We start from the raw sequence: 23,611 nt of genomic DNA, 5'->3' as shown, positions 1-23,611 counted from the left end.
TTTTTTTCTTTCATTTGAATATAGTTCCGCGCGTTATTCGAAAAACTGACGTTTACTGTAATTCCACGTCTTTATGATGTCTATGTACACCAAGAACCTCAACACACACCTTGTTGAAATACAGGACTATTTCAAGGTAGCCATATCGGTCGACTGTGTTATTTTCGGCTTCAACAATGATGAGCTGAAAGTACTGCTGATAGAATCAGATCTCAAGGAATTCAAGGGCAAATGGTCGCTGCTGGGCGATATAGTAAGGCCGGAGGAAGAGCTGGATGAAGCAGCCTACCGGGTGCTGAAAGCTCGTACGGGGCTCGACAATGTGTATATGGAGCAGGTGCAGACTTTCGGTGCAGTAGAGCGCCACCCTGCGGGGAGAGTGATCACCGTAGCTTATTATTCACTGGTGAACATTGAACATGTGGAACTGAAGATGAGTAATAATGAGCTGCACTGGCATAGCGTAAAGGAGCTGCATGAAATGGCGTTTGACCATAAGCAGATCCTGGACACCTGTCATGAGCGGCTAAAGCAGCAGGTGCTGGTACAGCCTATTGGTTTCAACCTGTTGCCCCGCAAGTTTTCGCTGCGCGAATTGCAGAACCTGTATGAAGCTATCCTGGATATGGAGCTGGACCGTCGTAATTTCAGGAAGAAGTTTTTGTCGATGGATCTGCTGATGGATCTGAATGAAGAGGAAGAAGATGTACCACATCGTCCGGCAAAGCTCTATAAATTTAATTTTGATAAATATGATCAGAGAAAGAAGCGGTATCTCGGGATAGGCTTTTAGAAATGGTCAGTATAATATTTTTTTCTCCCTTACTTTTTAAATCTCCCCTGTTCCTGTTAATTTAAATGAGACGGAAATCCTTTACCAAGAAGGATTTGCGAAGATGTATGTATACCGGAAAATGGCTGTGTTAATTTTCTATCTAAAAAGAAAAAAAAGTTTTTTTTTAACAAAAATTTAAGTAAGATTGTGTAAGATATACACATCCTAAGAAGCAAACTATTACCAGTTATAAAACCAAAATTTAACTCGTTCGCCAAAAACATTTTTCGTTTGTTTTATTACCGTATGTAGAAAATTCCATTTAACAAGCTTGAAAAACTATAAATCATTTATCACTCGTTTGATTTTATAGTTCCACGTTATGAATCATAAGACTGCTAAGCATTAATGCCTTGTGTCTTACTTTACGCTTTCCCTTGTGCAGGTGATGCACAGGGGAAAGTCGTTTTAAGGAAATACTAACCCGATTGGGGATCAGTTAAAAAATTTGCAATAAGATCAGGAACCTGTTCAATCAATTCTAATTCTGTTTAAACCCGCGCTATGCCGGCATTTCAGCTGGTTTTTCCGTAACTTGCATTCTTCGTGGTTTTCATGCAGGAAGCATGGAGCCCTGGTCAAAATCCGGTAATTGATATGTCTTATACACCACAACATAAGGTTCGCATTGTAACAGCAGCAGCTTTGTTCGACGGGCATGATGCCGCCATCAATATTATGCGGCGCATTATGCAGGCAAAAGGCGCCGAAGTGATTCACCTGGGGCATAACCGCTCTGCGGCAGAAATTGTAGACTGTGCCATCCAGGAAGATGCGCAGGGTATTGCCGTTACCTCCTACCAGGGAGGCCATGTGGAATTCTTTAAGTATATGTACGACCTGCTCCAGGAGAAAGGCTGCGGCCATATCAGGATATTCGGCGGGGGCGGTGGAACTATTCTCCCGGTGGAAATAGCAGAACTGCATGCTTACGGCATTGCGCGCCTCTATTCCCCGGACGACGGCCGGCAAATGGGCCTGGAAGGAATGATCGAAGACCTCATCCGCCAATGTGATACAGCGGTTAAACCATTATCTGCCGGTGAGGAGAATATTTCCCGGCTGCAGGCAGATAAAAACCCAAAGGTGATTGCCAGGGCTATCAGTTTGGCTGAAAACGATATGCCGGTATCCCTTCTCAGCGGGCAGAAGACAAGGACCGCTGTTGCCGTAGATGAAACTGCCGGCGCCCGTATTACCCATACGGCAGCAGACCCGGAAAGATCTCCCGTACTGGGCATTACCGGAACAGGGGGCGCGGGTAAAAGCAGTGTAACCGATGAACTGGTGCGCCGCTACCTGAATCATACCACCGATAAAACCGTGGCCGTAATTTCGGTAGACCCCTCCAAAAAGAAGACCGGCGGCGCCTTGCTGGGCGACAGGATCCGGATGAACTCCATTCATCATCCGCGTGCATACATGCGCTCACTGGCTACCCGCGAAAGTGATAAAGCCATCAGCGAACATATCCAGGAAGCTATCGACATCTGTAAACTGGCAGCGTATGATTTTATTATCCTGGAAACATCCGGGATAGGCCAGAGCGATACCGCTATCACCGACTATTGTGATGTATCGCTGTATGTGATGACACCGGAATATGGTGCGGCTTCCCAGCTGGAAAAGATCAACATGCTCGATTATGCAGATGTGATCGCCATCAATAAGTTTGACAAAGCCGGCGCCCTGGATGCCCTGCATGATGTACGCAAACAGTATAAGCGTAACCATAATCTCTGGAACGCTAAGGAAGAAGAATTGCCTGTAGTAGGCTCCATTGCTTCCCAGTTCAATGATGCCGGTATTAACCTGCTGTTTGAAAAGGTGATGGAAAAAGTGGAAGAGAAAACCGGCGCCAGTTTCGGACCTATGGGCCATGAAAGCGTTAAGTCCACTTCCACCAAATCACAGATCATTCCTCCCGCCAGGGTACGCTACCTCGCGGAAATTGCAGAAGCCATTACTGATTACAGCAAATGGGTAGATGAACAATGTAAGCTGGCAACGCAATTGTACCAGGTGGAAGGCGTAATGGCGCTGCAGCCGGCATCGGCCGCCGCATTGTCCGATATAAAGGCCCACCTGGAAAAATCATTGCATCCTGAATGTAAAAAACTGGTGGAAGACTGGCCTGCACTGGTGAAAAAATATACGGCGGATTTTTACGAGTTCCAGGTGAGGGACAAAGTAATTAAACTGCCACTGTACAGCGAGAGCCTCAGCCATAGCCGTATTCCGAAGGTGTCGCTGCCTAAGTACAAAGACTGGGGCGATATTCTCCGCTGGCAGCTCACCGAAAACCTGCCCGGTGAATTTCCGTATGCAGCAGGTGTGTTCCCGCTGAAACGGGAAGGAGAAGATCCCACCCGTATGTTTGCCGGTGAAGGCGGCCCTGAACGGACCAACAAACGCTTTCACTACGTATCGCTCGATCAGCCGGCAAAGCGCCTGTCTACCGCATTCGACAGCGTTACCCTCTATGGGGAAGATCCTGCGCTGCGCCCGGACATATACGGTAAAGTAGGTAACTCCGGTGTAAGCATCGCCACCGTGGATGATGCCAAGAAGTTATACAGCGGGTTTGATCTCTGTGATCCGAAAACATCGGTATCTATGACCATTAATGGTCCTGCGCCAATATTACTGGCGTTTTTCATGAACGCTGCCATTGATCAGCAATGTGAGAAATATATCAGGGAGCAGGGACTTACAGAAAAAGTAAAGGCGCTTATCAGTACCAAATTTAAAGATCATCCGTTGCCGCATTATAACGGCAGCCTGCCTGCAGGGAATGATGGCCTGGGTTTGGAGCTGCTGGGAATTTCGGGAGAAGAGGTACTGGATAAAGACGTATATGAAAAGATCAAGGCACATGCCCTCAGTACGGTGCGGGGCACTGTGCAGGCGGATATCCTGAAGGAAGACCAGGCGCAGAACACCTGTATCTTCTCTACAGAATTTGCATTAAAACTGATGGGCGATGTACAGGAATATTTCATTACACAAAAGGTCCGCAATTTCTATTCTGTAAGTATTTCCGGTTACCATATCGCGGAAGCCGGCGCCAATCCTATTACGCAGCTGGCGTTTACACTGGCCAATGGTTTTACCTATGTAGAGTATTACCTGAGCCGTGGTATGAACATCGATGATTTTGCACCTAACCTGTCTTTTTTCTTCAGCAACGGCATGGACCCTGAATATGCGGTGATAGGACGTGTTGCCCGCCGTATATGGGCCAAGGCCATCAAGTATAAATACAAAGGGAACGACCGCTCTCAGAAACTTAAATATCATATTCAGACTTCCGGCCGCAGTTTACATGCGCAGGAAATTGATTTCAATGATATCCGTACCACGCTGCAGGCGCTGTACGCGATCTATGATAACTGCAATTCCCTGCACACCAACGCTTATGATGAAGCCATTACCACGCCCACCGAAGAAAGCGTGAGAAGGGCCATGGCTATACAGCTGATCATTAACCGGGAACTGGGCACTGCTAAAAATGAAAACCCGGTGCAGGGCTCATTCTTCATAGAAGAGCTTACCGACCTGGTAGAAGAAGCCGTATTGGCTGAATTCAACCGCATCACCGAACGCGGAGGAGTATTGGGCGCTATGGAAAGGATGTACCAGCGTAATAAGATACAGGAGGAGAGCCTTTACTACGAATCGTTGAAGCATACCGGCGAATTCCCTATTGTAGGTGTAAATACTTTCCTGAATAAAAACGGATCGCCTACCATTATCCCGGCAGAAGTGATCCGCTCCACCGCTGAAGAAAAAGAATTCCAGATACATACCCTCGAAGCCTTCCAGCAAAGGCACCAGCAGAAGAGCGCGGCAGCCCTTCGTCAGCTGCAGCAGGTGGCGGTAAGCAACGGCAATCTCTTTGCGGAGCTGATGGAAACAGTGAAGCATTGTTCATTAGGACAGATCACGCACGCGTTGTATGAAGTAGGCGGGCAGTACAGGAGGAATATGTAGTACGCGGATTTTGTCTTGGGACACTGATTACGCTGATTTTGATGATTTCATTGATGTTTTTTTAAGTGTTTAAAAATTAAGGGAGATAGAAACGAATTCGTTTTTATCTCCCTTAAATATTTTAAAAAAAACATCAATGAAATCATCAAAATCAGCGTAATCAGTGTCCCAAGACAAAACCCGCGCGCCGAAGGCGCAGCGTATAAAAACTCCACAACCGGTACAGGCTTTTGTATTATTTTAGTATTACCATTTGAATATGGCTACCTGCCGGGAGATGTCCGCCTTATTTTTATAGCTTCACTTACCGGAATTACTATGAGAAAAATATTAATTGGTTTGGCCTTGCTGGGCATTTTGCGGGCAAATGCCCAAACCACAGATACGATGTCCAGGCGGGTGTTATTGCCTAACGGCTGGGCGTTAACACCGGTGGGGCATTCGTTGCCATTAGGCGATTTACCATTGAATATGGTGGTGTCTCCATCGCAGAAATTGATCGCGGTTACCAATAACGGGCAAAGCAAACAAACGATACAGCTGATAGACGCCGGGAAAGAGACGGTGCTGGATGAAGTGAGCATCCCCAAATCCTGGTTGGGACTGGCCTTCAGTAAAGATGAAAAGAAACTGTATGCTTCCGGTGCTAACGATAACGTGATATGGCAGTATGCTGTCATCAATAATAAATTAAAGGTAACAGACAGTATCCGGCTGGGATTGGCCTGGCCCAAAGAAAAGATTTGTCCTACCGGGATGACCATCGATTACTCACGTAACCGGCTATACGTAGCTACAAAGGAAGATAACAGTTTATATATTATTGATCTGCGCACCAATAAAGTTGTCAGCAAAGTAGCACTGGGTGCGGAAGCATATACGGTGGCCCTGTCTAAGGACCGGAATACATTATATATTTCGCTTTGGGGAGGCGATGCGGTAGCCGTGTTTGATATTGCATCAAATAAAATTATAAACACCATTAAAACGGGTAGTCATCCTAACGAAATGATTTTGTCTGCCAACGGGAAATATTTATATGTGGCCAATGCCAACGACAATTCGGTATCTGTTATCAGCACTGCACGGCAGCGGGTGATCGAATCGCTGCAAACGGCCCTGTATCCTGGCGCGCCGACCGGCTCCACTACCAATGGGCTTGCATTGTCTGCCAATAACAAAACACTTTACATTGCCAACGCCGATAACAACTGCCTGGCTGTTTTTGATGTGGAAGTACCTGGTAAGAGCCGGTCGGAAGGGTTTATTCCCGTAGGATGGTATCCTACCTGTGTTAGAACGACCGGCAAAAAAATATTTGTGGCCAATGGTAAAGGCTTCACATCTATGGCTAATCCTGAGGGCCCAAACCCGGTAAGCCGGAAAGATGAAAGTGGCTCCCATGAAGCGAATACGCGTAAAGACAGGCCGGTACAGTATATTGCCGGTTTGTTCAGGGGAACGTTATCGGTATTCAATGAGCCCGGTGAAGAGCTGTTGGGTCGCTGGTCCAAACAGGTGTATGAGAATACACCCTATACCAAAGAGAAAGAGCAACATGCACCGGGAGAAGCAGGCAACCCCATTCCGCAGGTTATGGGTCAGGCATCGCCTATCAGGTATGTATTTTATATTATCAAGGAAAACCGCACCTACGACCAGGTATTGGGCGATATGCCGGGAGGTAATGGCGACAGTAGTTTATGTATTTTTCCCGCGCGCATTACTCCTAACCAGCATCGTTTAGCCAATGATTTTGTGTTGTTGGATAATTTTTATGTAGATGCTGAAGTAAGCGCCGACGGACATAACTGGAGCATGGCAGCCTATGCCACTGATTACGTGGAAAAGACCTGGCCTACCAGTTATGGCGGCCGTGGAGGCACTTATGATTATGAGGGAAGCCGTAAAGTAGCTTACCCGGCAAAGGGTTTTATATGGGATTACTGCCAGCGTGCAGGCGTGAGTTACCGCACCTATGGTGAATTTGCCGGTAAGGGAAAGGCCACGCTGAAATCGCTGGAGAATAATTTCTGTGCCGGCTATCCTTCGTTCGACCTGTCTATACAGGACGTAAAGCGGCAGGAGATCTGGCAGCGCGATTTTGATTCATTGCTGGCCATTGATGCAGTGCCGCATTTTAACACTATCCGTTTGGGAAATGATCATACCAGCGGTATGCGGAAGGGAGCTTACTCCCCCTATGCAGCTGTGGCCGATAACGACCTGGCTGTAGGCCGGCTGGTAGAATATATCACCCACAGCAGGATATGGAAAGAGAGCGCTATTTTTATTCTGGAAGATGATGCCCAAAACGGACCTGATCATGTGGACGCACACCGTTCCCCCGCTTATGTGATCAGTCCGTATGTGAAAAGAAATACAGTGAATCATAACATGTATTCCACTTCCGGGATGCTGCGTACCATGGAGCTCATCCTGGGGTTACCGCCAATGAGCCAGTACGATGCTGCAGCCACTCCTATGTGGGAATTATTTTCTGCTACACCGGATCTGCGGCCTTACGAGACTTTGCCTGCGAATACAGATATTAATGAAAGAAATACCGCCTGGAATGAAAGCGCCCGGCGTTCGGCAAATTTTGACCTGGCGCATGAAGACCGGGTACCGGACCTGGAGCTGAACGAAGTAGTATGGAAAGCCATTCATGGTGAACAGGCGGTGATGCCCGCGCCCAGGAGAAGCGCTTTTGTGAAGCTGTCTGCCGGGGAAGATGACGATGATTGATAAATCGTTTAAGCAAATCCATAAAACTTTTCTATTTTAGGGTTTCCTAAATTCAAAAACGTTATGGTTGCAAGGAGAGATTTTCTTAAGAACAGCGCCCTGGTAGCAGGCGTAGTTGGGCTTGGATTGCCCAAAACAGTATTTGGCTGGAATGGGTATACCTCCCAACGCCCGCCCCTGGCAAAGCGGAAATTTACCAGCGAAGCGGTGGAAAAAACAATTGTAAAGGTGAAATCCCAGATCGCTGATACCAAACTGGGATGGCTGTTCGAAAACTGTTTCCCTAATACGCTCGATACAACGGTTAACTTTAAAAAAGAAAACGGCCGGCCCGATACGTTCGTGATCACCGGTGATATCAATGCCATGTGGCTGCGCGATTCCTCAGCCCAGGTATGGCCTTATCTGCCACTGGTAAAGGATGATGCCAAACTGAAAGAAATGGTGGTAGGTGTTATCAACCGGCAAACGAAATGCATCCTCATTGATCCGTATGCCAACGCCTTTAATGAAGGTCCTACCGGTAGCGAATGGGATAAGGATCTGACCACCATGAAGCCTGAGCTGCATGAGCGTAAATGGGAAATTGATTCGCTGTGCTACCCCGTACGTTTATCCTATAATTACTGGAAGATCAGCGGCGATAACACGCCTTTTGATGATAAATACAGGCAGGCAGCCCAGCTGATCGTGAAAACATTTAAGGAACAGCAACGTAAAGATGGCCACGGTCCTTACAAATTTCAGCGGAATTCCCCCATACAGTCCGATACCGTTGCCAACGGAGGCTGGGGTAATCCCATTTCACCGGTAGGCCTGATCGTATCTATCTTCCGTCCTTCTGATGACGCCACGGTGTTTCCTTTCCTGATCCCTTCCAATATGTTTGCCGTGGTATCCCTGCGTCAGCTGGCAGAAATCAGTGAGGTGATCTATAAGGATACGGCCTTTGCGCACGAGTGCACACAACTGGCAGACGAGGTAGACCGCGCTATTAAAGCGCATGCTATTGTGGAACATCCAAAACTGGGTATGATGTATGGCTTTGAAGTGGACGGCTTCGGCAACCGTTTGTTCCTTGATGATACCAATGTGCCCAGCCTGCTGTCTATTCCTTACCTGGGATATACCGGCATTGATGATCCTTTGTACCAGGCTTCCCGTCACTTTGTATGGAGCAATTTCCAGCCCTGGTTCTACCGTGGCAAGTATGGCGATGGCGTAGGCAGCCCGCATACCGGTAATGATTATATCTGGCCAATGAGTATTATCATGAGAGCTTTAACCAGTCATGATAAAGAGGAAATAGCTTCCTGTATTAAAACATTACGCAACACCGATGGCGATACCGGGTTTATCCATGAATCTTATCACAAAGATGACCCGACTAAGTTCACGCGTCCGTGGTTTGCCTGGGTGAACACCCTTTTCGGAGAGCTGATCCTGAAAGTAAGCCAGGAATATCCTGACCTGCTGAAGAGACAATACGCATAAATAATCCGGAATATTCCTGTCAGGGATTTTGTGGCTTATGTTCAATATATTGCGAACATATACCATAAAATCCCTGATTTTTTTAGTTATAAACAGCAGACAGATGATACCAGCAGATATATACCGGCAGCGGATCGGGCAGTTCCAGGAAGCGATAAAAAAAGAGAAGCGTTTAACCGCCGGCCTGTCGTGGGCGCGGCTGGCCAGTTTTCTCGGGATGGTAGCCGGCGTGGTATTTTTTTTCAGGAATGGCTGGCAGGCCCAGTGGTTGCTGCTTACAGTTGCCGGTATGATCGCATTTATGGTATTCCTGTTATGGTATTCCAAAGCGCTGCAAAAATTACAACTGTATAAATCCCTGCTGGAGCTGAATGAAAAGGAGCTGGCGCTGGTAACCACGGGGCAGTCGGCCTTCGATGAGGGCAATGAGTTTATAGATGATAAACATGATTTCAGCAGCGACCTGGATGTTTTCGGGCCGGCTTCCATTTTTCAGCATATCAACCGCACGGGTACTTTATCGGGCCGGCGGCAGCTGGCAACGGCGTTGAAGAACCCTTTGGAAGATACCCAGGCTATACTGGCCACACAGGAGGCGTTACAGGTACTGACCCCCGAAGTGGAGTTCAGGCAGCAACTTACGGCCAATGCCATACTGGCAAAGGAGGAAGAAAGCGACCGGCGTGAGATCAGTGCATGGCTGGATATGCCGTTTCATTTTTTGCACAACAGGTTTATAAAGCTGGTCATCTGGCTAAGTCCCTTACTGGTAGCAGGTTCTATTATACTTTACGCCACCACCGGAAGGTATTCCCTGTTATTGATATTGATCATGTTGAACTGGCTGCTCCTTGGCAGCAGTCAGAAAAAGATCATGGCGCAGTATGTACTTATTTCCCATAAAGAACGGATACTGGATAAGTTCTCTGTTTTATTACATCTTATAAAAACCGGCAGTTTTGGCAAATCCGCCTTATTGCATCAGCAACAGGAAAAAGCAAAAGAAGCAGATGTAGCATTGCGGCAGCTCTCGAAGATCTGCAATGCCTTTGACCAGCGGCTGAACCTATTAGTAGGACTGGCACTTAATTCCCTCGCACTGTACGACCTGCACTGTATTCTGCGTTTGGAGCGCTGGAAGGAACAACATAAACAGCACATTACCGGCTGGTTTGATGTGATCACCCAGTTGGAAGTTTGGAACAGCCTTGCCACTTACGCATTCAACCACCCGGAATTTTCCTGGCCATCGCCACAGGCAGAAGGACGCATCCTGGAAGCGGAGGCGCTGGGGCACCCGCTGATCCCCGCAGGTGAATGCGTAACGAACGACGGGGCTGTCGGAAGGAAGGATCATTTCCTGATCATTACGGGCTCTAATATGTCGGGCAAAAGTACTTTCCTGCGGAGCGTGGGGGCCAATCTTTTGATGGCTATGTGCGGCGGGCCCGTGTGTGCATCCCGTTTTGTATTCAGCCCCATGCGCATCATGACCTCCATGCGTATCAAAGACTCCATTGCCAGTCATACCTCTTATTTCCAGGCGGAGTTGTTGAGGTTGCAGCATATTATCCGGCATCTGAAAACCGGTGCGCGGGTATTTATTTTGTTAGATGAAATTCTCAAAGGCACCAATTCTGAGGATAAGCTATCCGGCTCACGCAGCCTGATAGAGCACTTCCTGCAGTATGACTGCCTGGGTATGATTGCCACGCACGACCTGGAGCTGGGACAACTGGAAGCCGCTTATCCCGGGCAGATCAGGAATTACTGTTTTGAAAGCACCATACAGGACAACCATCTATTCTTTGATTACCGCATCCGGGAAGGCATTGCCAGGAATAAGAATGCAACTTTCCTGATGAAACAAATGGAAATTATTTAAATCCTAAATATTTTAGTATTTTTACTAAAATATTTAGTGTATGACTTTGCCATTCCAGGAGGGCGCACCGGAGAATCCATATTATAAAGGGCGCGGAGCACAGATTAATCCCAGGAATAAGTACCTGGCAGACGAATATGCGCAGGAGCATGCCGAAGGTATTGATGAATGGTGGCAGGCGGATGTGCCTACGCAGGTGTTTGAGGAACATGCCAAGAACCTGGTTAATAAGGTGGATAGTCCCGATGTAGGGATGTGGTATTCTATGAACCCTTACCAGGGCTGTGAGCATGGCTGTATTTATTGTTATGCCCGTAATTCCCATCAGTACTGGGGTTTAAGCGCCGGTCTTGATTTTGAAAGAAAGATTATAGTAAAGCATAATGCCCCCGAGCTGTTGCGCAAGTTCCTGGACAATAAGAAATGGGATCCCAAGCCGATCTCCCTTTCGGGGAATACAGACTGCTACCAGCCGGTAGAGCGAAAAATGTGGCTCACCCGGCAGTTGCTGGAGGTGGCACTGGAATACAAACAGCCGGTAGGCATCATCACCAAGAACTCACTGGTATTGAGAGACCGTTACCTGTTACAGCAGCTGGCCCAGGATAACCTGGTTTGCGTATATGTTTCTATTACCACCCTGCAGGAGGAGTTGCGGCAGAAAATGGAGCCACGTACAGCTACCGCGGCGCAGCGGTTTAAGGTAGTAAAGGAGCTGAGTGATCTCGGTATACCCGTTGGGGTTATGACCGCTCCGCTTATCCCGGGGCTTAATGACCATGAAGTGCCCCGCCTGTTGGAAACTGCGGCGGCCAACGGCGCCAAATATGCGGGGTATACGGTGGTAAGGCTCAATGATGCGGTGAAGATCATTTTCAACGACTGGCTTTACAAAAACTTCCCCGACCGGGCGGATAAAGTATGGCATCATATAGAAAGCATGCATGGCGGAAAGGTGAACGACAGCGATTTTGGACGGAGGATGAGGGGGGAAGGCAACATTGCAGACCTGATCAGGCAGCAGTTTAAGATTCACACAAAAAAGAACGGCTTGAACCAGGAACGCTTCGAATTCAATACAGAAGCCTTCCGGCGGCCAAATTCCCAACTAAGTCTATTCTGATTTTCAATGATATTCGGTTGCACTTTAAACTAATTGTTAAGTCTAGGAAAAAAGTAGGGTGTTTTTTTGTGTAATAAAAAAAATAAAAATTACCTTTGCTTTAAGAATAAAAATAACTGTGCAACTTATATCAACATACAAAATTTCAGCGATGGCCTGCGAACAAAAGCAGGTCAAGGCCAGAATGCGGGCGTGTTGCACCGATTGTTAACGAGAGAAAAGTTATCAAACGATATAAACAAAAGTCCCGCACTAGATAAAGTGTGGGACTTTTTGCTTTGAAGCAGTAATGAAATGACGACATTGAAAGAATTTCAAGCGATAACTGTAATGCAAAAAAAATACGCCTCATGGCGTAAACGGAATGGCTTTGCCTTAAAAAAGCCATACGGACAAGGTATGCGGTAATGTGAGATAACTCCTCTACATTATTTAACCCGGTCCGTAAATACGGCCGGGTTTTTTTATGGACAAATCCGGCATAAAAATGGCAAATAAAATATTTATTCAATGATGTTATGCGCTAACCCGTTTGATTAGCAAAAAGAAAAGTGCATAATCCCAAAAAACGTTAGATGATGAGAAACGTTATTCAAGTTGTAAGAGAGGCTTTACTCACCAATTTCAGGGAGTTGGATCAGTGGTTTGAAAAAGAACCTGCATTGCTGGACTTCAAACCGGATCGTGATCAATGGAGCATAAGAGAGGTATTGGAGCATATAACGCTTACCAATTATTTCCTGTTGCTGATCATCAATAAAAGCACCCGCCGTGCGCTGGAACGTAAGAAAACCGGCCATACCGTGATAGTCCCCGGAGATTATCGTGATAAATTTGAGCAGATAGACGTCATTGGCAGTAAGTCCTTTGGTTGGGTAAGACCTGAACATATGGAACCTACCGGTCTTAAAAATATGCAGGAAATAAAAGCCCTCCTGAAGCAACAGTATGCACAGTGCATGTATAACCTGTCTTTGCTGAAAAACGGGGAAGGAGTGCTGGTATTTACCAATATGTCTGTAAACCAGTTGGGTAAACTGGACATCTATCAATACATCTATTTCCTCACCAAGCATATTGAGCGGCATATCCGCCAGATGCAGCGTCTTCAGAAGGAATTTGAAGAAAGCGCGGTGTTAATATAACTTAGGTCGACCACCACCATCTGTTTTTGTTAATCCTGATCATACTACAGCCGGAAGTTTAATTGCTTCCGGCTTTTTAGTAGGGTTATAGAGTAGATGATGTGATATACACAGCAGCATTTTTATAAGTGACACATGATTCTTTTCCTGGTAAAAACGAATCGCCAATCATTTGCGTAACAGCAGAAAACTGCTACAGGTCATTGATGCAGCCTCAGATTTCGAAAATCAGAAAATACTGTTCAGGAATCATAAATAAAAAAGTCGAAAATATTTTGTTAAAAATTTGCTTAATCAAAATATATCCTGTTATCTTTGCATCGTTAAAATTGATAATAAAAGAAACTTATAAACATGAAACGCATTAATCTACATATGGACAATCCAACATCCTGCTTCGCGCAAGATGGTAGTGGGTTCCGGGCGTTTTATGTTTACAGGTAGATTAAAAATATTTGTAACTGTAACTGAAGCCCGGGTCCTTGGATCCGGGCTTTTTTGTTATCGATTTATCGGAATAATGAATTTACCGGGAATGACAGAACGGACACAGATCCGCCGCAGTAAATGGTTTAGGGATAGCATTAATTCAATTAATGCTAAACGGACAAGGTATGTAACAACGTAGTGTATACGTTAACGTTATAAAACCCGGTCCGTATTAAACAGACCGGGTTTTTTTATGCGGCAGTATAAAGAAAATTTGAGGAGGTACATAAAAACAGGCAGGCGGAGTAATCCTGCTCCGCTTTCATCTCCTTTTTAAGATATTTTTTTTCGTCTCTGTTTGCATTTTTAACCCCTTATCATCAGGTTATCAGAAGGATAACCTGTAATTTACCCCATGATAAATACGATTTACCCGGGCCCGGCCTGGTCCCGGGAAATCTTTATCATCAGGGCATCATCACAATAAAGCGACGAGAAAAATATGAAGCATATAGTGAATAACAACATAGATATCACAGATGGAGAACATTTTGATCCGAAAGGAGTGTATACTGTTAATTTTAATGCTATCCCGGATATCAGCAACATTTATGAAGTAGACGGCGACAAAGCCGCTGCCGCTTTTATGAAGAAGTATGAAAGTATGATAGTTAACACACACCGTTATACTGATTACGATAACAAAAAGAAGAAGTATAAACATAACCAGACGCTGTTTGTATTGAATAACAACAGTGTGGTGGCCTTCTGGCAATCCTGGTGCGAAATATTGCATAATGGAGCTGTTCCTGCATTTATATCGGAGGTAACGGAAATGGTTACACGTTATAAAGAGAAACAGCGGAGAGAGCCGCATGAGATCAATCTTATCACCAGCGGGCGCAAAGGATTGGAACTGAAAAGCCTGGAAATAAAACGTACCAAACTGGATATAGGTATGTTTTATGAGGATGATTTTAAGGAGATAGATAAAGTGATACAACAGCGGCTGAAGAAAGATAAAGATAAAGGTATTGTATTGCTGCATGGCCTGCCGGGAACAGGCAAAACCACCTACCTGCGATACCTGATAGGAAGAATAAAGAAGCGGGTGCTTTTTGTTTCACCGGACCTGGCGAACAACATTATGAACCCGGAGTTCATGGAACTGCTGATAGATAATCCCAATTGTGTGGTGATCATTGAAGATGCGGAGAACGTTATCATGGACCGCAAATTTTCAGGGAATTCATCTGTTTCCAACCTGTTGAACCTGTCAGACGGATTGCTGGCAGATTGTTTGAATATACAGCTGGTTTGTTCCTTCAACAGCGACTTATCAGCTATCGACAATGCGTTGCTGCGCAAAGGCAGGCTGATCGCAAAGTATGAGTTCAAACGGCTACCGGTAGCCAAAGCGCAGGCGCTGTCAAAGCATATGGGTTTCGAAACTGTTATCAGCAAACCCATGACCGTTGCAGAGATCGCTAATCAGCATGAGCCATCATTTGAAGCCAGGCAACATGTGATCGGTTTCAGAAGGGAAGTGCTGGAAGAAATCGCGTAAGTACTATTTGTTCATCTTAACAAAAACAAAAAAATGAAAAGGAATCAATTGTCCATATATATCAGGGATGTAAACAACATTATTGAGTATTTAATGACTGATTATGGACAATCAGGAGATCGAAAATTATATAGCTGCCTCAAGGATAAGAACAGGCAGAAGAAGAAAGCGCGATGCGCTTAAACAACGCGACAGGCAATTATTGCAATACAACAGGAAGCGAAAGGAGTTGTGGCTGGCGTGGCGGAACAGGGGATATACAGAGCTCACCCCACCGGTCATGAAAGGTTATATACGCTGCTTTGTTTTACGTGAAGATGTGGCAAGAAGCAGGGACGGTGATTTTTTCCGGGAACTGCTGAAGAAGATTAACACATATGATTATAGTCACCGTAAAGATTTTAAGGTGAAAAAGAGAAGGAGAGGGAGAAAGATACATGTGTTAAGAGAACAGCATTTATTACAACCAACGGAGTATTTCTTTAAAAAAATGAAGCTTACCCCAAAAGAGGTGAATTGTTTTGAAGAACGGATCCGTTACTGTAAAAATGGTATTGACCAGATAAAGTATTTTGTTGTAAAAGAACCCTGGCGGTTTGTATTGCAGGTACGCCCGAATATGGTCACCAGGCAACGTGTGGTAGCGCCGGAGCTGTGTTCGGCCATTGATCAGCTGGATAATTACCTGAAGCGTCATCAGATGGAACACAGGATATGGAAGGTCACCAGGAGCCAGCAATCGAGCCGGAGAAGATGGTTACCCGAAAGAAAAGATCCATTTAAGAAATATACCCTGCAGCAACTGCTGCAGGAGGAGTGGTACGAATAAAAATTAACCCTTTATGTCAAATTTAAAAATCAGTGGTAAAACATTACTGGACATTGGTTACCCTCAAAGCCCCGTTATTCGTGTAGCCATGGATGTTATTGAGCAGCATTTTGCTCATTACACAGAAGAAGAAGCAATTGAGTTATTAAAGAAAGTGCTGGCAGATCCTGCTGCATATAAAGACGATGCGATATTGGGTGGAATCGCTGAAGGTTTGCTGGTGCCTGCGGCTCCGGCAGTTATTGCCCTGCGGGAAACCCCGGTGCCTTATGCTGTTTATGGGGAGTCATATATAGAAGAGGGAGCTGTGAAGCAATTAAATAATGCGGTGCGGTTGCCTGTTGCTGTGGCTGGTTCGTTGATGCCGGATGCCCACCAGGGTTACGGATTACCGATTGGTGGCGTATTAGCGGCAGATAATGCAGTGATCCCGTATGGAGTAGGTGTGGATATAGGTTGCCGTATGTGTTTGAGTATATTAGATTTGCCGGTGCAGTCGTTGCTGATCAACGAAACATCGTATAAGCAGCAACTGATGACCTTCACCAAATTCGGCGCCGGTGCGGAGTGGAAGAAAAGGGAAGAAGACCCGGTGCTGGAAAGAAAGGAGTTCAAAGAGATCCGGTTTGTTAAAAACCTGTTTGATAAGGCTGCCGGGCAACTTGGGACTTCCGGTTCAGGTAACCATTTCGTGGAATGGGGGATTGCAACTATCACAGATCCGCAGAATGAATGGCAGTTAGCGCCTGGTGAATATGTGGCATTATTATCCCATTCAGGTTCACGTGGAATGGGGGCCCAGATAGCCGGGCACTACACACAGGTTGCAAAGGAGATCTGCCCGTTACCGGAGCATGCAAAGCACCTGGCTTACCTTGACCTGGATACAGCAGAAGGGCAGGAGTACTGGCTGGCTATGAACCTGGCAGGCGATTATGCGTCTGCCTGTCATCACCTGATCCATAAGCGGCTGATCAATGCTACGGGAGCTGCTTTGCTGGCCAGGGTGGAGAACCATCACAACTTTGCCTGGAAGGAAATATACCAGGGGAAGGAAGTGATTGTGCACCGGAAGGGCGCCACACCTGCGGGAAAAGGCGTGCTGGGTGTTATCCCGGGCTCCATGACGGCGCCGGGATTTATTGTACGTGGTAAGGGTGAAGAGGGGAGTTTGCAATCCGCTTCGCATGGCGCCGGAAGATTAATGTCGCGCACAAAGGCGAAGGCATCTATCACTGAAGCCGTGTTAAGGCAGCAGTTACAGGAACATGGCGTAACGCTTATTGGCGGTGGATTGGACGAAGCGCCGGGAGCGTATAAGAACATCGATACTGTGATGCAGGCGCAAACATCACTTGTAGATGTGATTGGCCGTTTTGTACCCAAAGTGGTAAGAATGGCTGACGGCGGGCCTCCGGAAGACTAACAAAAATATATGCAATGACGCAGGGGCGGAGAGCGGCGAAAGCTGTTTTCCGCCTTCTGTTTTTATTAGTCTATTAAAATAGTAGGATAATTAGATTTTATTGTTTATCATTGTATTGATTTACCACCACCAGTTATTACCGATAAACCTATGCATGGGCTGGCACCGTGTAATAGCCTATGTCTTACTATTTGGATTCCGGATTTTAAAATTATAACAAGTGCATTTAAACTACCTGGCATTGGCAGTTCCTTTTTTCCTGACTTTTATTGGGTTAGAATACCTGGTGGCGCGGAAGAACGGAAAAACTTATTTCAAGTTTAATGATTCCATTACCAATCTGAGTATAGGTATCGCGGAGCGTCTGCTGGATACGTTCACAGTAGGGCTTTTTTATTTTGTGTATGATTACCTGTACCGGCACTTTGCTGTTTTTGATATTAAGGCCAGTGTATTGCTGTGGGTGGCATTGCTGATCTGTACGGATTTCATCTGGTACTGGTATCACCGGCTGGCGCATGAAGTTACCGTTTTCTGGTGTGCGCATGTGGTGCATCACCAGAGTGAGGAGTTCAATTACACGGTATCTGCGCGGATTACCGTGTTCCAGGCGTTTATACGTACGGGTTTCTGGGCTATACTTCCGGTGATCGGTTTCCCTCCTGCTATGATTACCAGTATGTTGCTGGTGCATGGGCTGTATCCTTTCTTTATTCACACGCGCACAATAGGTAAGCTTGGAATACTGGAATACATATTGGTAACGCCATCGCATCACAGGGTGCATCATGCCAGCAACCCGCAGTATCTTGATAAGAATTACGGAGACGTATTTATAATATGGGATAAGTTATTTGGCACTTTTGTGAAAGAAGAGGAGGAGCCGGTGTATGGCCTCACCAAACCGCTGGAGAGCAATAGCTTTTTGTGGCAGCATTTTCATTTTATCCTGGAGATGTTGTATTCCGCCCGGCAGGCGAAGGGGTGGAGGAATAAATTACGTGTTGTTTTCGGGAAGCCGGATAATGTGGATCCCGGTGCAAGGGCCATCCTGGAAAAGAAGTTCCTGTTACGCAATCATGTAACGGAGGCGCCTAAGCTGTTTAATTATGTGTTGTGGCAGATAGTGGCCACGTTGGTTTTATTATTTTCTTTCCTGTTGCTGGAGCATTATGTTCCGGTATTTATACAGGTATGCGTTACCCTGCTGATCCTGCTTACGCTGATCAACTGCGGCGCTATTATGGAGCAGAAGAAATGGGTGTTTTACCTGGAGTATGCGCGTTACCTGGTGTTATGCCTGGCCGGTTATTATGTTTGGCCTCATCCTGCGTTCCTCTGTGCAGCCGCTATAATTATGATCACTGCTTTTTATTTCCAGTCGCACCTGAGGGAACATTACCTGCGGCTGGTATATGGTTATTACCGTTCATAGCAGTGCTGGTCCGGCTTCGGGCCGGATAATAGTGAGTATTTTTATTGTAAAGGGATTATTGCCTGGGAACCTGTGATTTGAGGATCTTCCGGGCAAAATGTATCCTGCTTTTGATAGTGCCTAGTGGTTCCTTCAGCATATTTGCAATTTCGAAGTATTTGTAACCTTCATAGTAGAGCATAAAGGGTTTTTTGAAGATGCCCGGCAGGTGATATACTGCTATATGGATATCTTTCATCTGTAAGTTAGAGGCCGCTTTATTGCTGACTATATTCTGCTGGTGGTTTATGAAAAATTCGCTGGCGCTGGGTTCTGCGACAGTGCGATGTTTCAGTTTTTTCCGGTAATGATTTATAAAGATGTTTCGCATGATGGTGAACAGCCATGCGCGGATGTTTGTGCCTTCCAGGTATTTTTCCCGGTTGGACAGGGCTCTGAAAAGGGTTTCCTGGTAAAGATCTTTTGCCTGTTCGGTGTCTTTGGTGAGGGTAAAAGCAAAGGGTTTCAGGAAATCAGCATTTCCGATAAGCAAGGTGTTAAATTCAACAGATGACATAATGTTTAAGTTTTGCCATAACTAATTTAAACAGAAAAGGGGGTAAAAGACGTTTTCTAAGGATGCCAGAAGGCGGTTAATACATGATTTTCTCCGTTGTTTTCAATTGATTCTCAAGCAGTTTGTCGTATACCAGTACTTAGATCGATAAAACAGGTGGTAGTTTAAGTAGTGATCCAAATTTTATATAACAGGTAAACACAGGTGACTCTCACTATAATTAACGTAAATGATGGGAAAATAGATTTTCCTATTGCATTAATAATATTTACATATTATAAATAACTTAAAATTAGAAAGTAGGAGAAAGCTGGAAATAAATTTGCAGTAGGTTGTGTCCGATGCTTAATAAAATGTTTAAACGTTTATCAGACAGCTCATAAGGATTTCAGGTTAAAAGTGTTAGGAATTCTGCCGGAACTAACATTTATATGGTATTTTTAATAGATTTGCACCTTATTTGGCAAAGTCTGTCGATTTTGCTGGTGAAGTTGTTTTCCAAAAAGGTATTCGAGAAAGTTTTAGATCCTATTATACATGTTAAAAAAATTATTGCTGGTCCAACTGTTCCTGTTTATAGGGTTTTGTGTAATGGCACAGGTGCCGTCCCCGGCTCAGATAAAGCAAGTAAACGTAGATAATTTATCAGATGATCAGATCAGGCGGATTGTGGCTGAAATGAAGCAGAATAACATGTCTATGGATGATATTGATTCATATGCAGAGCAGAAGGGTGTGCCGGCAAGTGAGGCAGAGAAGCTGAAGACGAGGATACAGGCAATGGGACTGGACAAGTCACTGGAAAAAAAGAAGAGTAATGAAATGTTTCAACAAGACACTCAATATTCGGGTAGATCATTTAATGATTCTGATACCAGCAGTGTTGATTTGTTCCGGCAAAATGCAAATACATCTGACATAAAAAGGAAGAAAATATTTGGGGCCGAGTTGTTTACTAATAAGAACCTGACGTTTGAACCCAACCTACGAATACCTACTCCTTCCAATTATAAGCTGGCAGCGGATGATCAGGTGATGATTGATGTGTATGGTTATTCAGAGGTGCAATATAAATTAACTGTTACTTCGGAAGGGTATATCCGTATTCCAAATCTCGGGCCGGTGTATGTGAACGGATTGACAATGGATGAGGCTAAAACCAGGATTACCAAGCAATTATCATCTATATATTCAACTATCTCCAGTGGTAAAACCTTTGTACAGGTATCGTTGGGCAACATCCGGAGCATAAGGGTATTATTGATAGGAGAGATTCAACAGCCCGGCACCTATACACTACCATCGCTGGCAACAGTAGCTAACGCATTATATGTATCGGGGGGACCAGACGATAATGGCTCATTCCGGAACATCCAGGTTATCCGTAATGGTAGCATCGCCACTACGTTTGACTTGTACGATTTTCTTACAAAGGGAGATCTTACCAATAATATTGTATTACAGGATCAGGACATTGTTAAGGTAAACCCCTATAAAACGAGGGTTGAATTAATAGGGGAAGTAAAGCGCCCGGCAATATTTGAGGCTAAGGACAATGAGACGTTACAGAATATACTGGATTACGCAGGGGGATATACAGACGGATCTTTTAAAGACAATATAACCGGATACCGTATCAATAGTAAAGAGAGGGAAGTAATTAATGTACCTGCCGATCAGATTGCTACATTTAAGCTTAAATCCGGTGATCAGTTTTTTGTAGATTCTATTTTGAACCGATTTAGTAACCGTGTAACTATCAGTGGTGCTGTTTTCCATCCAGGAAATTACGGGATGGAGCAGGGAATGACGGTGGCTGATCTGATTAAGAAGGCGGACGGAGTAAGGGAAGAAGCTTCATTGAATCGTGGTATTATACGTCGTTTGCAGGATGACTTCACACCTGCAATTATCAGTTTTAATGTGCAGGATGTTATCAACGGACGATCCAATATTGCGGTTAAGAAGGAAGACAGCGTGATTGTGTTTTCTAAACTGGATCTGAGGCAGCAGTATTTAGTTACTATTGGGGGTGAGGTAAACAGGCCCGGCGCATTCCCATATGCAGATAGTATGCGGCTGGAGGATCTTGTATTGCTTGCCGGCGGGCTTAGGGATGCAGCTTCTTTAAAGCATGTGGAGGTATCAAGAAGAATAAGAAAAGGAGATTATAATAGTAAGGATAGTGCCAAAGCGATCATAAGGCAGTTCGATATTAATGCAGATCTGAGCAGCATTGCAGGAGAGCAGGTATTATTGGAGCCGTTTGATGAGATTATTATCCGCAAATCACCAGCCTATAGCGAGCAGGCTAATATTTCTGTTGAGGGAGAGGTGGTATATCCCGGGCAGTATACTATTGTTAATAAAGGAGAGCATATTTCAGATCTGATCAGAAGATCTGGTGGACTTAAACCAGAGGCTTTCCCTGAAGGAGCCGTGCTGCTTCGGAGGACTTACATCAATAGTTCAGATAGCGCTTTGTTGAACAATAAATTAGAATTATTTTATAATAAGTTGGAGGATAGCTCAAGCATTACCAGTGTTAAAAATATGATTGAACGAAAATACCAGTTGCTTGGTATTAACCTGGATGATGTTGTTAAGAAACCCGGATCAAAGTACGATATTCTGTTAGAAGAGGGAGATGTGCTGAAAATACCGAAGAGGCTACAGACGGTTCAGATGTTTGGAGAAGTTTATTTTCCCAAGAAGATTCGTTACGATAACGGATATGCTTTCAGAGATTATATAAGAGGTGCTGGGGGATATACATCTTCAGCTTTGAAGAGACGTAGCTACGTTGTTTATCCTAACGGTGAGGTGAAAAGTACCAGGAAGGTATTGTTCTTTAATAGGTATCCCAGGGTGAAACCAGGGTCCGAAGTATATATTCCGAGTAAAAAGGACCGGAAAGGTCTGACAGGTCAGGAGATAATTGGATTAAGTAGTGGCATAGCTTCACTTGCGTTAATTATTGTAACTATTCTCACGAGAGTTAAGTAGAAAATTGTTTAACTATGTTTATTTTTTGCGTAAAATAAAAACGACTGGCCCTTGCAAAACGATGATACTTCCCTAAGAAATCTGCTCCTGAAGGTCGAGGAATGGATTAAATTTTTGTGGAGCAAAAAGCTTCTAATAATAATAGTTGGCTTAATTGGTGGGGCTCTGGGCCTTACGATTTCGTTAAATACAGATCCCAAATACAAAGGTGAATTAACTTTTGTGCTGGAAGAAGGTAATCAATCTAGTTTGTTAGGCGCTTATTCGGGCCTTGCAAGTCAATTTGGAATAGATCTTAGTGGTGGTGGTGCAGGTAATGGCCTGTTTCAGGGAGACAATATACTCGAATTCCTGAAATCCAGAATGATGATTCAAAGTACATTACTTTCAAGTATAATTGTTGAAGGTAAGGAAATGACAATGGCTGAATGCTATATCGGGTTTAATAAATTGAGGGAATCGTGGAAAGGCAAAGGCTTAGAGAATGTCTTCTTTCCATTGAATGCAGATCATCGGACTTTTAGTCGCCAACAAGATAGTATTTTGCAGGATCTTTTTAAACGAATTATCAAAGGGAATCTTCAGGTTACACGTCCTGACAAAAAACTCAATTTCATATCTGTGCAGTGTATATCTAAGCATGAGGTGTTTTCTAAACATTTCGCAGAAGTGCTGGTGAAAGAAGCTACCGATTTTTACATAGACACGAAGACCCGGAGAAATCAAATTAGTGTGGATAAACTTCAGTTGCAAGCAGACTCAATTGAAATTTTATTGAATCGCAAAACTTATTCTGCTGCCAGTATTCAGGATATTAACCAAAACCCGGCTAAGTTGGCAGCTGGTGTTTCAGCTGAATTTGCCATGCGGGATAAATTTATACTGCAAACAATGTATGCAGAAGTTGTTAAAAATCTTGAACTCAGTAAAATAGCAATGGCGCAGGAAACACCTGTGATACAGGTAGTAGATTCTCCTATACTCCCACTTGAAAAGATACGATTAGGCAAATTAAAAGGCATCGTATTTGGTGGATTAATAGGAGGAGTTTTAGTTATCGCCTCGCTTATTCTGAGAAAAACCTATAGAGATATATTGGGATGACCCGAGAACTGTACTGTCAAAAATTTACGATTGCAA

Annotated in this window: 14 protein-coding genes; 13 read left to right on the top strand and 1 reads right to left on the bottom strand. The window is 44.8% G+C overall.

Translation table 11 applies throughout. The features are described from left to right. The first annotated feature begins 73 nt into the window (after nt 1-73). The 11 genes from ABIE50_RS01515 (at nt 74) to ABIE50_RS01465 (ending at nt 18,909) form a co-directional block, all read left to right on the top strand. The gene (locus ABIE50_RS01515) at nt 74-793 is read left to right on the top strand and encodes an NUDIX hydrolase (protein WP_209856668.1); all 720 of its coding nucleotides are present in this window, start codon (nt 74-76) and stop codon (nt 791-793) included. A gap of 639 nt (nt 794-1,432) precedes the next feature. Then, the gene (locus ABIE50_RS01510) at nt 1,433-4,828 is read left to right on the top strand and encodes a methylmalonyl-CoA mutase family protein (RefSeq protein WP_209856670.1); all 3,396 of its coding nucleotides are present in this window, start codon (nt 1,433-1,435) and stop codon (nt 4,826-4,828) included. Nucleotides 4,829-5,146: 318 nt separating this feature from the next. After that, entirely contained in the window at nt 5,147-7,576 is a 2,430-nt protein-coding gene (locus ABIE50_RS01505; protein WP_209856672.1) for a beta-propeller fold lactonase family protein, read from the top strand. 63 nt (nt 7,577-7,639) lie between these two features. Next, nucleotides 7,640-9,070 carry a glycoside hydrolase family 125 protein gene (locus ABIE50_RS01500; protein ID WP_209856674.1) on the top strand — a complete coding sequence of 477 codons (1,431 nt, stop codon included), beginning with the start codon at nt 7,640-7,642 and terminating at the stop codon, nt 9,068-9,070. A gap of 103 nt (nt 9,071-9,173) precedes the next feature. After that, on the top strand, nt 9,174-10,955 hold the full coding sequence (locus ABIE50_RS01495) for a MutS-related protein (RefSeq protein ID WP_209856676.1): 1,782 nt from the start codon (nt 9,174-9,176) through the stop codon (nt 10,953-10,955). A gap of 40 nt (nt 10,956-10,995) precedes the next feature. After that, the gene (locus tag ABIE50_RS01490) at nt 10,996-12,078 is read left to right on the top strand and encodes a PA0069 family radical SAM protein (RefSeq protein ID WP_142684841.1); all 1,083 of its coding nucleotides are present in this window, start codon (nt 10,996-10,998) and stop codon (nt 12,076-12,078) included. 578 nt (nt 12,079-12,656) lie between these two features. Next, nucleotides 12,657-13,223: a DinB family protein gene (locus tag ABIE50_RS01485; protein ID WP_185937166.1), complete on the top strand. Its 567-nt coding sequence runs from the start codon at nt 12,657-12,659 to the stop codon at nt 13,221-13,223. A gap of 931 nt (nt 13,224-14,154) precedes the next feature. After that, nucleotides 14,155-15,219: an AAA family ATPase gene (locus ABIE50_RS01480; RefSeq protein ID WP_209856677.1), complete on the top strand. Its 1,065-nt coding sequence runs from the start codon at nt 14,155-14,157 to the stop codon at nt 15,217-15,219. Nucleotides 15,220-15,322: 103 nt separating this feature from the next. After that, nucleotides 15,323-16,048 (top strand): hypothetical protein, encoded by a 726-nt coding sequence (locus ABIE50_RS01475; protein WP_209856679.1) that lies wholly within the window; start codon nt 15,323-15,325, stop codon nt 16,046-16,048. A gap of 13 nt (nt 16,049-16,061) precedes the next feature. After that, nucleotides 16,062-17,474: an RtcB family protein gene (locus ABIE50_RS01470; RefSeq protein WP_209856681.1), complete on the top strand. Its 1,413-nt coding sequence runs from the start codon at nt 16,062-16,064 to the stop codon at nt 17,472-17,474. A 220-nt stretch (nt 17,475-17,694) separates the two neighbouring features. Then, on the top strand, nt 17,695-18,909 hold the full coding sequence (locus ABIE50_RS01465; RefSeq protein WP_354027837.1) for a sterol desaturase family protein: 1,215 nt from the start codon (nt 17,695-17,697) through the stop codon (nt 18,907-18,909). 55 nt (nt 18,910-18,964) lie between these two features. On the opposite strand, the gene ABIE50_RS01460 is transcribed toward ABIE50_RS01465, so the two are convergent. After that, nucleotides 18,965-19,465, bottom strand: coding sequence for an RNA polymerase sigma factor (locus ABIE50_RS01460; RefSeq protein WP_142684847.1), 501 nt, complete (start codon nt 19,463-19,465; stop codon nt 18,965-18,967). 537 nt (nt 19,466-20,002) lie between these two features. Here ABIE50_RS01460 and ABIE50_RS01455 point away from each other — a divergent pair. Then, nucleotides 20,003-22,471, top strand: coding sequence for an SLBB domain-containing protein (locus ABIE50_RS01455; protein ID WP_209856683.1), 2,469 nt, complete (start codon nt 20,003-20,005; stop codon nt 22,469-22,471). Nucleotides 22,472-22,522: 51 nt separating this feature from the next. Beyond that, nucleotides 22,523-23,575 carry a lipopolysaccharide biosynthesis protein gene (locus tag ABIE50_RS01450; protein ID WP_142684849.1) on the top strand — a complete coding sequence of 351 codons (1,053 nt, stop codon included), beginning with the start codon at nt 22,523-22,525 and terminating at the stop codon, nt 23,573-23,575. The last annotated feature ends 36 nt before the right edge of the window (nt 23,576-23,611 follow it).

Source organism: Chitinophaga sp. OAE865 (assembly GCF_040546735.1).
GTDB lineage: Bacteria > Bacteroidota > Bacteroidia > Chitinophagales > Chitinophagaceae > Chitinophaga > Chitinophaga polysaccharea_A.
Note: the sequence above shows the minus strand (reverse complement) of the source record. Positions and strands in the feature narration are given on the sequence as shown.

Bases quoted from the DNA above. Each gene is read 5' to 3' on its own strand.
- ABIE50_RS01515 (WP_209856668.1), top strand. From the start codon at position 74: ATGATGTCTATGTACACCAAGAACCTCAACACACACCTTGTTGAAATA.
- ABIE50_RS01510 (WP_209856670.1), top strand. From the start codon at position 1,433: ATGTCTTATACACCACAACATAAGGTTCGCATTGTAACAGCAGCAGCT.
- ABIE50_RS01505 (WP_209856672.1), top strand. From the start codon at position 5,147: ATGAGAAAAATATTAATTGGTTTGGCCTTGCTGGGCATTTTGCGGGCA.
- ABIE50_RS01500 (WP_209856674.1), top strand. From the start codon at position 7,640: ATGGTTGCAAGGAGAGATTTTCTTAAGAACAGCGCCCTGGTAGCAGGC.
- ABIE50_RS01495 (WP_209856676.1), top strand. From the start codon at position 9,174: ATGATACCAGCAGATATATACCGGCAGCGGATCGGGCAGTTCCAGGAA.
- ABIE50_RS01490 (WP_142684841.1), top strand. From the start codon at position 10,996: ATGACTTTGCCATTCCAGGAGGGCGCACCGGAGAATCCATATTATAAA.
- ABIE50_RS01485 (WP_185937166.1), top strand. From the start codon at position 12,657: ATGAGAAACGTTATTCAAGTTGTAAGAGAGGCTTTACTCACCAATTTC.
- ABIE50_RS01480 (WP_209856677.1), top strand. From the start codon at position 14,155: ATGAAGCATATAGTGAATAACAACATAGATATCACAGATGGAGAACAT.
- ABIE50_RS01475 (WP_209856679.1), top strand. From the start codon at position 15,323: ATGGACAATCAGGAGATCGAAAATTATATAGCTGCCTCAAGGATAAGA.
- ABIE50_RS01470 (WP_209856681.1), top strand. From the start codon at position 16,062: ATGTCAAATTTAAAAATCAGTGGTAAAACATTACTGGACATTGGTTAC.
- ABIE50_RS01460 (WP_142684847.1), bottom strand. From the start codon at position 19,465: ATGTCATCTGTTGAATTTAACACCTTGCTTATCGGAAATGCTGATTTC.
- ABIE50_RS01455 (WP_209856683.1), top strand. From the start codon at position 20,003: ATGTTAAAAAAATTATTGCTGGTCCAACTGTTCCTGTTTATAGGGTTT.